Source organism: Fibrobacter sp. UWEL (assembly GCF_900142535.1).
In the GTDB taxonomy this organism is placed as follows: domain Bacteria; phylum Fibrobacterota; class Fibrobacteria; order Fibrobacterales; family Fibrobacteraceae; genus Fibrobacter.
Map to the genome: position 1 here is coordinate 61612 of NZ_FRBE01000003.1, position 12474 is coordinate 74085.

A 12474-nucleotide genomic window follows, 5' to 3' on the forward strand; every position below is an offset into this window, starting at 1 on the left:
TCTTAAAAAGACGTTTGGAAAAGGGGTTTCAGGGGGCGGAGCCCCATGAGGCTAGGTCGCCATTACTTGTTAATGGCGGCCAAAAACGCGTCTTTCTTTTCCTGGAGGAATTCCTTGCTGTTGTACTTGCGGATACGGCGAAGAGCCTGGTCACGCAGCTGACGTACACGTTCGTGGGAGATGTTCATGGATTCGCCCACTTCGCGGAGAGTCTGAGGAGCTTCCTGGTTGATACCGAAAATACCGGTAATAACCTTAGCTTCGCGTTCCGGCAGCTGTTCCATCAAGTCGCGAGCCAATGCTTCAACGCTCTGGATTTCGGATTCTGCTTCGGGATTGGATGCGCCTCCATCGGGGAGCACTTCGGCGTAAGTTGCCTTGGAGTCTGCCTTCAGAGGGCTGTCGAAGGAAACGCCGCGCTGACCAATCTGGATCAATTCGCGAATTTCTTCGTTAATTTCCTTACCGCGGGACTGTTCGTGCAATGCCTTACGCACGCGGAGGTGCTGGTTTGCAGGAAGACGAATCAGGTTACCCTGTTCGTTAATGGCGCGGGTAATGTAAGCCTTAATCCACCAAACGCCGTAAGAAATGAACTTCAAACCACGGGTGTGTTCGAAAGATTCAATGGCGCGGACCAGGCCCATAGCGCCTTCACTTACCAGGTCCGGCAGGGGAATGGGACAGCCACGGTACTGGATGGCTACCTTCAAAACGAAACGCATGTTTGCGGAAATAAGCTTCTTACGTGCAATTTTGTCGCCTTCTTTGGCCTTCTGGAAGAGAATCTGTTCTTCTTCACGGGAAAGAGGTGCAGTGCGACGAATATCTTCAAGGTATCTTTTTAGAGTAGTATCAGTAGAGTCAATATGCATGTTTTGTAAACCTTACTCTTAATATCGTTTATTTTTAAGCAAGTTGCGTGCCAATTATGTAAAAAAATGGGAAGATAGTGTTAAAATGCGTTTCAATTGTGTTATTTTGTCATTCTATTATTACTAAATGTAGTAAAATTACGTCTTTGTAATGTGTGCGTGACGTTTGTTGTCGTCCTTTTTTACATATGTTGTTCTCATCCTTCAAAATGTGAATGAGAAAGATTTCGTATATTTTCCTCGCTATGTCTATCAAAGAACCTGATCAATCTGTTTGGAATCGTTTTTGGAAACGCAAAAATGACATGGAGAAGGTTTATCCTTCCTCCCCGTCGGTATTGCAAACTATTAAGAAGAACTTTAAACTGGAAGGACTGAAGATCCTAGAAGTAGGTGCTGGCACTGGTCGTGATAGTGCTGAACTTGCTCGTCTGGGTGCTGATGTCTACGTTCTTGATTTTGCCGAAAACAGCCTGAAGATTGTGAACTCGCTCCGTCAGAAGGAACAGGTTTTTGATAACTTGCATTTGGTTCGTGGCGATGCCTTTAAGGCGCCTTTCCCGGACGAGACTTTTGATTTGGTTTTCCATCAGGGACTTGCGGAACATTTCAAGGATCCTCTGCCTCTGATCAAGGAAAACTATCGTATTCTGAAGCACGGTGGTCATTGCCTTTGCGATGTTCCTCAGACTGTGCATCCCTATACAATTATTAAGCATATCCTGATTGCTATGGACAAGTGGTTTGCCGGTTGGGAAACCCAGTTTACAATGCCTGAGCTGAAGAAGCTTATGCGCGATGGTGGCTTCAAGTGTGTTTATACATACGGTGACTGGATGCGGCCTAATCTCTACTATCGCATGCTTCGTGAAGTGTGCTTTAAGATTGGTGTCGAATTGCCGAAGTATCCGCTCCAGGGAACGGCCTATCAGAAGATGAAGGATAAGATTCTGGATTCTCTTGAGTCGGTTCCGTTGATGCATTATACTCAGCTTTGCATTGGAGTCTTGGGTCGTAAGCCCTAAGTTTTAAACTTGAACATACTTGTCGTTAATTATCGTGATCGTTTGCACCCCGCTGCTGGCGGTGCCGAAAAACACTTGCATCGAATTTTCTCCCTGATTGCCCAGGCGGGTCATCAGGTGGTTCTGTTTACCACTTCCTTCAAGGGGGCTCAGGAACGAGAAGTCGTGGATGGTATTCAAGTTGTCCGCAAGGGCGGCGACCTGATGTTCCAGCTGAACTGTGCTCTCAATTTGAGAAAGCTGGACAAGGAATTCAATTTTGATGTGGTGGTTGAGGATCTAAACAAGCTTCCTCTCTTTACCCCGCTGTTCCTGAAAAAGCCTGTGTTGGTGCAAATGCATCACTTGTGGCGAGGCTCAATTTTCCATGAGGCTGCTTTCCCTGTTGCCTTTGGCGTCTGGTTCTTTGAAAGGATCATTCCTTTCTTCTATCGCAAGCAGGACTTCGTGGTGGTGAGCCCCAGTACCAAACGAGAGCTGTGCGAAATTGGTATTGATGAAGATCGCGTTGCGGTAATTTATAATGGATCTGACGATTGCGGTACGACTCCCGAAGATGATGTTCAGGTGGAACGACAATCTGGTATTCCTTATTTCCTTTGGCTTTCTAGAGTCCATAAGTACAAGGGTGTTTGGACGGCGCTGGAAGCCTTTGCTGAATTCGCCAAGAAACATTCTGACGTGAAGTTGATGGTTGCCGGTGATGGCCCGTTGCTGAAGAAGATTCCTGCTTGGCTTAAACAGCGGAACCTTTCCGATCGCGTGGAGTTGTTGGGTTTTGTTTCCCGAGAAAGAAAGCGTGAACTTCTGGCTGGGGCGGTTGCCCTTCTGCAGACCAGCTATAAGGAAGGCTGGGGCCTGACTGTGGTGGAAGCTGCTAAGCTTGGCACTACCACCATTGCTTGCGACGTTCCTGGCCTTCGTGATAGTGTTCGCAATGGCGAAACGGGCTTGCTGTTCCAGGCGGGTGATGCTCAGGCTTGCGCCTCTGAGATGGATCGTCTTTATTGTAACGATGACTTGCGCACTCGTCTTGAAGAAGCTGCCAAAAATTATGTGGAAGAATTCCGATGGGATACTGCTGCGGAACTGACGACCAATTTGTTGCAGGATCTCGTTATTGAACATCAGGTAAGTGCGGTTGCTGAAGATGAATAGCAAGTTGAAATCATTCCTGGTGTTCTGCCTGAAATTGCTGATTACGTTGGTGCCTGCGTACTTTGTGTACCGCAATATTGTGCTGGCACCGGATTGGAACATAGAGGACTTGTACGACCTGTTCACCATGAACAGCGTGACTCCGCTGGTACTTGCCATTGCCTGTCTTGGCTTGTCCAATTTTACCGCATGCCTTCAGTGGAAGCTTCTTCTGGAAAAGCAGGATATTCATCTGGGTTATGCCCGACTCCTGAAGTTGTACTATGTCGGGTTGTTCTTCAATAACTTCATGCCAGGCAATGTCGGCGGTGACGCAAAGAAGGTTTACGATATTCGCATGCAGGGCGGACAGGATACGGTGGGCGCAGGCCTTACGGCTACCTTCTTTGATCGCCTGTTTGGACTGCATTTTATTACTTTGTTTGCGCTTGCTGTGGGCCTCCTGTTCTTTATGTACGATCCTGAACAGCGTGCCTTCATGTGGCCCTCCCTGTGGATTTGTCTGGGCTTTTGCGCCTTGTTTGCTTCTTTGTTCAGCCGTCGTCTTGGGAGTCTTCTTTGCAAGTTGATGACGAAGTTTTTGCCTGCGAAGATTAGCGAACGCTTGACTCATATGTTCAAGCGATTCCAGCAGTTCCGTTCCGTGAAACTGTGGGTATCCATCAGTATCCTGTCTGCGATTACCCAATCCTTAAGAATTTTTGTGCATTACTTCTGTGGAATTGCTGTGGGTGTGGATCTTTCCATGTCCTGGTATTTCTACTATATCCCGCTGGTGGCTATTGTGAGCGCTCTGCCCATTTCCATTGGCGGCTTTGGCCCCCGCGAACTCCTGGCTCAGTCCCTCTTTGCCCGAGCCGGTGTGGCAAATTTGCCCTCGGTGGTGATCCAGCTTTTGGCTTACCTGGTGAGCCTTATATTGAGCCTTGTTGGCGCCTTCCTGTTCTTGTTGGGAGGGGAAGGGCCTAAGGCTAAGACTGCAAGCGAAAAGTAATTCGCTTTTGATAGATGGAGAGGTTCTGCACCGCTATGGGGAATGAACCTTAACTGAATCGAGGAAATATGGATGCAGAAAGCATCCTCTCTGGACTGAATGGTGACCAGAGGGCGGCCGTGTTGCATGACCATGACAAAGGAGCTCAGCTTTTAATTCTTGCTGGTGCGGGTTCCGGAAAAACTTCCGTGCTTACCAAACGAATCCAATACCGAATTTTATGCGGGGTGCAGCCGGAAAAGATTTTAGCCCTGACGTTTACGGCAAAAGCGGCGGCAGAAATGCGGGAACGAGTGCAGAAACTTTTTCCCAATGCTGGGGTTCGGCTTTGCACGTTCCATTCGTTGGCGCTACACATCCTGAAGAGCGATGTCCCCTGCGATTTGTCAAAATCACAGACGGGTTTTATTCCTGCGTACCAATTATTGGGCTTTGAAAAAATGCCGTCCCCTACGGAATCTTCGGACCGTGACTTTCTGCAGCAAATCAAGAAGACCAGACTGAAACCGGGAAGTCTGCTTCGTGAAAATCTCTTTTCCGATGGTTTGCCTAGAAAAGTGATTTCGAGAATAAAACCGTTGCAGCAGGAAGTGTTACGGTCGGGGAAGGTGGTCTTTGAGGACTTGATTTATTTGACCATCAAGTTGTTAGAGACGAACGAGGTTGCCGCCTGTTATTTTAGAGAACAGTGGGCTGAAATTCTGGTGGATGAATATCAGGATATTAATCCGTCCCAGTACCGCATGGTGAAAAATCTTTTGGGAGATCGGAAGTCCCTTTTTGTGGTAGGGGATGATGACCAGGCAATTTATGGTTTTCGCGGGGCGGACATCGGAAACATCAACCGCTTCCGGGATGATTTCAAGGACAGTACCTTGATCCGTCTGGAATGGAATTATAGGTCCGTGCCTAACGTGTTGCACTTGGCCAATGACATTTTCAAGAATAAACCCATCCACCTTCAGAAAGTACTGCGGGCTGGCAATCCTAGGGGCTCCGGCGGTAATCCCCTTTATACGGAAAACCGCAAGCCGGAAGTCTGGGTGTCGGACAATCCCGTGGAGGAAATCCAGCGGGTGGTGGCTTCTATCAAGGAACTGCGTATGGGCTACGACCTGCAATGGAAAAACTTCGCCATTCTGGTTCGGTACAACCGGCAGCGTCTCTATTATGAGGAGGCCCTTCGAGATTACAACATCCCGGTCTGTGGGGACGTGGTGGACGTAGGGGACCAGGGGGAGGTTACGGTCGAAGACGGAATCCATGTGGAGACGGTTCATGCTTCTAAGGGATTGCAGTATGCGGTGGTCTATTATGCAGGTCTTGCTGAAGATTTAACGCCAGGGGAATGTACGGGAAATCGCAAACAGCGTTTAAAGCAGCTGGATGAAGAACGTAGGCTGTATTATGTAGGCGTCACTCGAGCGGAGGCCTATCTGATTTTATTATATTGCAAGAAAAGATTTTGGAAAGGCCGCCTTCGAAAGTATAGGCGCTCCCGCTTTTTGCCAAAACCGCAACCTGAGACGGAAATTGTTATGCCAATGATCCTTTTTAGAATTTGGGCAATCCTTACGGTGTTCGGATTTATGTTCGTTCAGATTTGTAAGGTCCCTTATGTACTGATTCGTTATGGAAAGAATTCTAATGTCTGGGTAGATAAGAAGATTCAGGAATTTGGCCGCTACACCATGAACCGACTCCGTATCGACTTGACCATCGATGACCAGGCGAAGCTTGGCGCCGTGGACTGGAATCGTCCTGTATTTGTTATTGGTAATCATGGCTCCTTCCTGGATATTCCTATTGCATTCCTTGCTATCCAGAAGACCATTGGCTTTGTGGCTAAGAAAACCTTGGGCCGCATTCCTTTCCTTCATTTCTGGATGGTTCGTATTGGCTGCGTCCTGATTAACCGTACCAGCGGTAACGCCGCTGTTGCTATCCGTAAGGCCATTGCGGAACGCGGTCAGGGTGCTCGCATCTTTATCTTCCCGGAAGGTCATCGCAGTAAGGATGGCAAGCTGGGTCCCTTCAAGAGTGGCGCTTTCCGATTCGCTGCTGAAAACGATGGCATTATCCTCCCGCTGGTCATCCGCGGTTCCGGTGCTACCTGGGAACAGCGCAAGAGCTCCAAGCGTTGCAAGGTTTCCGTCCAGATTCTGGACCCGGTGGACGTGGGCGCTATGAAGAAGAATGAATCCTTCGATCTTAAGAAGGATGTGATGTTTGCTCTCCGCGATAAGATGAGTGCTGCGTTATGATCGGCGTATTCGATTCCGGCTTTGGTGGATTGACGATCCTGAGGGACCTACAGAAGGCCCTGCCGGAATACGACTACCTGTATTTGGGCGATAACGCCCGTGCGCCCTATGGTTCCCGTAGCTTCGAGACTATTTACCGCTATACGTTGCAGGCCGTTCGCGAATTGTTCAGCAGGGGCTGCCCTCTGGTGATTCTTGCCTGCAATACGGCGTCCGCCCGAGCTCTCAGAAGCATCCAGCAGGATGTACTACCTTTTGAATTCCCGGACCGTCGAGTGCTGGGCATTATTCGTCCAACGGCAGAAGAGGCTGGCAGTTTTAGCCAGACAGGACATATCGGGATTTTCGCTACGGCGGGAACGGTGTCCTCCGGAAGCTACACCATTGAAATCAACCGCTTCTTCCCGGATTTGAAAGTCACCCAGCACGCTTGCCCCATGTGGGTTCCTCTGGTGGAATACGGGGAGAAAGGTACGGAAGGGGCTCAGTTCTTCGTCCAGAAGGAGGTGAACGCCCTTATGCGGGAAGATCCTGAAATAGATGCTGTCCTTCTGGCTTGCACTCATTACCCCCTGCTGGAAGCGGAAATCCGGAAGGCTCTGCCTGCGGGAGTCCGCCCTGTATTTCAGGGGGACATCGTAGCTCACAAGACTGCGGACTACTTGAAGCGCCATCCAGAAATTGAAAGCCGCCTTACCAAGACTGGAAAAACCAGTTATTTGACCACAGATACCGCGAAATTCTTTGAAAAAGGGGCAAAACTCTTTGGAATGAGTGATATTTGTGCGGAGTCGTTGACTTTTTAGCAAGTAAATTGTATCTTGCATGTAGTAAATCGACGGACCGATTTTTCGGCCCGCTTGTGGAGTATTATAAAAAGGGGCTACTCCGAACGTCAGTTCGGGGCGGTCTAAGTTTAACCTTATTGATTGGAAAGTAAATAAGATGCCGAAAACTCAGATTAACCTTGATGGTTGGCAGGACTACCGCGGTAACGCTGCTGGTTCCCTGCTCTATGTCGAAACCAGCCACACTTCCGAAGTGCCGGTTCGCGACCAGCTGAACGAAAATGGTAAGGGCTTTCTTTATGAACCGAACTATGAGACCAGCACCTATGGTCTGATGAGCTGCTACAACGTGAAGGCTGTGAACGCCATCCTCAAGGCAAAGAGCCGTTACATCCTGTTTGGTACTCGCTACGAAGGTCTCAGCGATTCTGAAATGCGCAACAAGTACCTCATCATGGGTTACATGCGTATCGATAAGATCAAGGACGTCCGTACCCGTCACATCCAGCGCTACATGGCTAATCCTGAACTGGAAGAACCGGAATGCATGCAGATGGAACACAACTGGGCTGTCTATGGTCCCATGCGTTTCGTCTCCATGAACGACTCCTTCGTTGTCACCGACGAAATCCTCAAGGAATGGGGCTATCGCGGTCATGCTTCTCGCCAGCTGAAGGCTGTGTTCAAGAAGGAACACCTGGAACAGATCATTAAGTATCTGGACGAAAAGGAAGACATGATCGACGAATACATCGCTACCGTCGACGAATATAAGGAAGCTCTGGAAGAAGGGTAGGTCGCCTCCATCCATCGCTAGGGAATAGAACTGCCGCTGGACCTCCAGTGGCGGTTCTTTTTTTGATGTAGGGAGCGGATTGAAAACAAGAAACCCCGCGGTTTAATCCGCGGGGTCTCTTTGCATTGTCATTCTCGCGAAAGCGAGAATCTAGCTGTTACTTGAGGGTGCTTACCTGAACGTCCCAGCTCTGGTTGCCGAGAGCGATACGGTAGGTAGAAGCCTGACCAGCCTTCATGTTCTTGGTGTCCACAGCCGGAGCAGCGTTGGGGTCCTTCTTGGGAACGCCAATCTTGCGTTCGCCCTTCAGGAAGTCGATACCCTTGTTGCCAGCCTTAGTCTGGAGACAGCCGACGATGAAGATGTTTTCATCGGTAACAGGCAGACCGTTGTCTTCGAGCTGCTTCTTTGCAGCCGGAATACCCGGTTCCAGAATTTCTTCTGCGCACTGAACGCCCGGATGAGCCTTTGCAAACGGTTCCAGCTTGAACTGGTCAGCAGCAATCTTCACCAGTTCCGGATCCGGTTCGCAAGGAGTCTTACCCTGGTAACCGAGGAGCATCTTGCCGTAGCCTTCAGTCATCTTGAACCAACGATCACGACCAGCGTTTTCGTTGATGGTGTTCATGTAGGCCTGCTGGAAGTAGAACTGAGAAACCGGGGTCACGGAAGAAGCAAAGCCACCGCGAGCCACGCATTCGCTCATGTTCTTGATCACCTTGTCGTACAGGTGGAAGGTCTTGGTTTCGCGCATCATGAGGGTGTTGGCGGTAAGTGCGCCACCCGGCATGGGGGAGAAGATCACGTCCGGAGAGATCTGACGTGCTTCGGGCGGGAAGTTGTAATCCTTGAGGCATTCAACTGCGACGTTGTTTGCGTCCATCAATTCCTTGATGTGATCGTCAACGATACCATCTTCGCCGAGAGCCAGCTGGAATTCAGAACCCTTCAGGGCGTGGAACATGGAGAAGAGGTCCGGCTGAGAAGTACCACCAGAAAGGGGCTTGCGAGCCAGGTCAACGCCATCGGCACCACCGTTGATAGCTGCAACGTACTGAGCAACGCCAGTACCGCAAGTATCGTGGCTATGGATGCGGAGTTCAACGTCGTCGCCCAGGAGCTTACGAGCGCGCTTGAAGGTTTCGTAAACCTTGTTGGGATTTGCGGTACCGGAAGCGTCCTTGAAGCAAACGGATGCGAACGGAACGCCTGCGTCCAGGATGTTCTTCAGAATGCGTTCGTAGAATTCCGGATCGTGTGCGCCAGAGCATCCCGGAGGAAGTTCCATCATGGTAACAACGACTTCGTGTTCCAGACCGGCGTCGGTAATGCACTTACCGGAGTAGATCAGGTTGTTCACGTCGTTAAGAGCGTCGAAGTTACGGATACGGGTCATGCCGTGCTTCTTGAACATGTCAGCGTGGAGCTTGATCATGTCGCGGGGCTGAGGAGCCAGTGCCACAACGTTAATACCGCGGGCCAGGGTCTGAAGACGAGCCTTGGGGCCCACAACGCGACGGAATTCGTCCATCATGTCGAATGCGTCTTCGCCGCAGTTCTGGTAGAGGGCCTGGAAACGTGCGCCACCACCTGCTTCAAAGTGAGTGATACCTGCGTGGCATGCTGCTTCGACAGCGGGCATGAAGTCCTTTGCGAACACGCGGGCACCGAAAATAGACTGGAAACCATCACGGAAGGAGGTGTCCTGGAATTTGATCTTTTTCATGTGTCATCCTATGGGGCTTTTGACCCCGTGTTATATTCAATGTTTTATCAAATACGGAGTGAAAATAAAAAAGTTTTAGAAAAAAAGTCTGTGATTTTTTGGAGAGAGGCACGTTTTAGGGAGTAATCTTATTAGCTTTCTATGAGGTGATCGAGATTGTGGAAAATGTTTTACAAAACTGGTAATGAAATGATGAAAAAATGGGTGGTGATTTTTCTAACCACGCTTTCCTGTATTGCGGTTTTAGGTTGCGATGACGATGATTCTTCCGTTGTCGCATCTGAATCTGTTCCAGAGGAGTCTGCTTCAATAGATACAGTATTTGTGAATTCTACTGATACGGTATTTATGAATTTTATTGATACTGCTTTTGTTGATCGCCTGGATACTGTTGTTGTGGAGCATAGGGACACTCTTACTTTGACATCTAGCGGACTCGTAAAAAAGTGCAGAACGTCCTTTGATTCCAGTTTTGTTCCTGGATATTCCTTGTTCTGGGGAAATTCTCTTCTCTTGGGGTATCAAGACTTTGGCATGAGTGCTTCTGCTGCAGACAAGGACTACTATTGGCAAATAGAAGATTACTTTATAAAAAATAAAATTGATTTTACGGGAAATCGAGTCACGGGTTCTTTTGAAAATATGACGACTCTAGAAGCCCAAGAACAGTTTCTTAAGGAAAATATTTATCCGCATTTGGAAAAAAATCCAGGATTGATTGTTATTCAGCTGGGGGATAATATTGACGAAAATGAAGAATTTTTCATTATGGAAGAAAGCATTTCCCATGTGATGGAACGTATTTGCTCGATGGCTGATAGTGCCCGTGTTCTTTGGGTAGGAGAGTGGTATTCAACTCCTTTAAAACAATTTCTTCTGAAGCGCCTGGCTGATGATTATGGGATTACCTTTGTGGATATTTCCGATTTGAATACATCTGACAATCAGGCTAGGCTCGGTGATGTGAATGTTTATCCTTTTGAAAGAGAATTCTCATTGAAGTATGATTCCTATGAGGTGAATGGAGATTCCTTGACCATAAGGTTTTATTCTGAGGATTCGCTTTATGCATCCATCATAAAAATATCATCTTATGAAGATGATTCTGAAAATAAGAGAATTACTTGGACAGGAAAGGAATTCATAACAGCGGATGTATTTGTCGCTTCCCATCCCAATGACAAGGCTTTTGAGGAAATATCTAAAAGAATATTGGCTGCTCTCGGGTATTAGGGACGATTAGTTTTTTACAAAAGTCTATATTTGGGGTTGGAGGATACATCTAATGTATAAGTTTTCTTTGGGGGCTTTTGCCTGTTTGTTGATGTTGGCCGCATGTAGCGGTTCCGATGACAAGTCTTCTACTGAACCTTCTGAATATGATTATGTCTGGGATTCTGAATCCGCCCAGCTGACGTTCCCCTGTAATGAGGGTAAGGAAGGGGCTACGGCCTATCTGAAATCAAAGGATAAGATTCTTGTTTGTCTAAAGGAGGACGGCGAGTGGATTTGGTCTGACGATTCTGCCGCCGTAGCGGAAGTTCTTCTTCTCGAGATCCTGGTGAAATGTGGGATATCACCCAGTACTTGAATCCAGAGATTCAGTATAACGATTTTGAAGACTCCCGCGATGGTCAGGTTTACAAGACCGTAGTAATTGGTGACCTAGAATGGTTTGCACAGAATTTGAACTATGACTACCACAAAGGTTATCAGAAGTTGAGCTATTGCCTTAAGGATTCTAAGGATTCCTGTGCCAAGTATGGACGTATTTATCAATGGAAATATGCAGTGGATTCTCTTGGCCTTCTATCGGCTGCTAACATAAATCCTGATTATGAGAACGATCATGTGCAGGGAGTTTGCCCTGAGGGATGGTGGATTCCTACTTGGGCGGAATATTACGACAAATTGTGGAGTTATGCAGATGTGTATACCAAGGAATCTGAATATCACTGGAATACTCTTTTGGCGATGAAGGGATGGCTTTGGGAAACACGGGGTATTGAGTGTCATGGGACAGATGCGCTTGGTTTTTCCGCTCTGCCTTCTAAGGGCAATGGAACGAAAGGGTATATAGAATTCGAGGTGTTCTTGATGTGGTTTGCCGATCATCAGTATGTGGCTCTATATGGCTCATCTGGTTCTATTATGCCTGTAGATATGCATAGTTTGATGTCTGTTCGTTGTGTCCGGGAGGTGGATATGTCGAATCCTCCCAAGCGTACAGAGAGAGTGGTTCGTAGGGGAAATGTCGAGGACTATTTTAATCCGGATGTGAAGTATGATGAGTTTAAGGATGAACGTGATGGTCAAGTTTATAAGTCTGTAAAGATTGGACCTCATGTTTGGATGGCCCAGAACTTGAATTATAAAGTGGATGAGAATACTCCTTGCGGGGGAGGTATCAACTATCGAGTAGGTGAAGAAGGTGACTGTGCATTAAATGGACGCCTTTATCCCATGGATGACGCCTATGATATCTGCCCTGATGGTTGGCATCTGCCTGATTCCCTTGAATTTGAATCCCTCATGGATGAGTCCAGAGCTGATGGCGACACGACTGTAATCGCCCTCAGAGGTGAGAAAGGCTGGGATGTAAACCTGTATAAGGCTTTAAATACATCAGGCTTTACAGCAATTCCCGCGGGAAGAGATGTGTCCGATCGTAGCGGTAGAGTTTTGTTCCACAAGGAAACAGGATTTGCAGCTGTATTTTTTATCCAGAATACGGATCCGTTGGATGATTATCGGGATTTGAAGACTGCAACCATTACCACCAGGAGTGTAGTTCCGCTATATGGCAAAAGTCCAATGAGGGCTTCTATTCGGTGTGTGAAAGACTAAG

At 48.0% G+C, this 12474-nt stretch carries 11 protein-coding genes; 9 read left to right on the forward strand and 2 right to left on the reverse strand.

Translation table 11 applies throughout. The features are described from left to right. Positions 1 to 62 precede the first annotated feature (62 nt). The gene (locus BUB59_RS03005; protein WP_073225501.1) at positions 63 to 875 is read right to left on the reverse strand and encodes a sigma-70 family RNA polymerase sigma factor; all 813 of its coding nucleotides are present in this window, start codon (positions 873 to 875) and stop codon (positions 63 to 65) included. Positions 876 to 1120: 245 nt separating this feature from the next. Here BUB59_RS03005 and BUB59_RS03010 point away from each other — a divergent pair, with 245 nt between their 5' ends. The 6 genes from BUB59_RS03010 to BUB59_RS03035 all read left to right on the forward strand — a co-directional run bounded on the left by BUB59_RS03010 (position 1121) and on the right by BUB59_RS03035 (position 7900). Continuing rightward, entirely contained in the window at positions 1121 to 1900 is a 780-nt protein-coding gene (locus BUB59_RS03010) for a class I SAM-dependent methyltransferase (RefSeq protein WP_073225502.1), read from the forward strand. A 9-nt stretch (positions 1901 to 1909) separates the two neighbouring features. Then, complete coding sequence (locus BUB59_RS03015) at positions 1910 to 3058, forward strand: glycosyltransferase family 4 protein (RefSeq protein WP_073225504.1); 1149 nt, start codon at positions 1910 to 1912, stop codon at positions 3056 to 3058. After that, positions 3051 to 4052, forward strand: coding sequence for a lysylphosphatidylglycerol synthase transmembrane domain-containing protein (locus BUB59_RS03020; RefSeq protein ID WP_234979910.1), 1002 nt, complete (start codon positions 3051 to 3053; stop codon positions 4050 to 4052). The genes BUB59_RS03015 and BUB59_RS03020 overlap by 8 nt, the downstream gene beginning before the upstream one ends. Positions 4053 to 4120: 68 nt before the next feature. Further along, a complete protein-coding gene (locus tag BUB59_RS03025) occupies positions 4121 to 6316 on the forward strand; it encodes a UvrD-helicase domain-containing protein (RefSeq protein ID WP_073225506.1) in 2196 nt (731 codons plus the stop codon). After that, positions 6313 to 7122: a glutamate racemase gene (murI, locus tag BUB59_RS03030; RefSeq protein ID WP_073225508.1), complete on the forward strand. Its 810-nt coding sequence runs from the start codon at positions 6313 to 6315 to the stop codon at positions 7120 to 7122. Before BUB59_RS03025 ends, murI begins: the two co-directional genes overlap by 4 nt. Before the next feature lie 139 nt (positions 7123 to 7261). Then, positions 7262 to 7900: a hypothetical protein gene (locus BUB59_RS03035; RefSeq protein ID WP_073225510.1), complete on the forward strand. Its 639-nt coding sequence runs from the start codon at positions 7262 to 7264 to the stop codon at positions 7898 to 7900. Positions 7901 to 8057: 157 nt separating this feature from the next. Here the strand turns inward: BUB59_RS03035 and BUB59_RS03040 are convergent, their stop codons facing one another. Beyond that, the gene (locus BUB59_RS03040) at positions 8058 to 9626 is read right to left on the reverse strand and encodes a biotin attachment protein (protein ID WP_073225512.1); all 1569 of its coding nucleotides are present in this window, start codon (positions 9624 to 9626) and stop codon (positions 8058 to 8060) included. Positions 9627 to 9791: 165 nt separating this feature from the next. Between BUB59_RS03040 and BUB59_RS03045 the strand changes: the two genes are divergently transcribed. From BUB59_RS03045 to BUB59_RS03055, 3 genes are read left to right on the forward strand one after another with little or no spacing between them, the layout of a single operon-like run. Further along, a complete protein-coding gene (locus BUB59_RS03045; protein ID WP_073225514.1) occupies positions 9792 to 10859 on the forward strand; it encodes a hypothetical protein in 1068 nt (355 codons plus the stop codon). Between the two features lie 52 nt (positions 10860 to 10911). Next, positions 10912 to 11217: a hypothetical protein gene (locus tag BUB59_RS03050; protein ID WP_073225516.1), complete on the forward strand. Its 306-nt coding sequence runs from the start codon at positions 10912 to 10914 to the stop codon at positions 11215 to 11217. Continuing rightward, complete coding sequence (locus BUB59_RS03055) at positions 11193 to 12473, forward strand: FISUMP domain-containing protein (protein ID WP_073225517.1); 1281 nt, start codon at positions 11193 to 11195, stop codon at positions 12471 to 12473. Before BUB59_RS03050 ends, BUB59_RS03055 begins: the two co-directional genes overlap by 25 nt. The last annotated feature ends 1 nt before the right edge of the window (position 12474 follow it).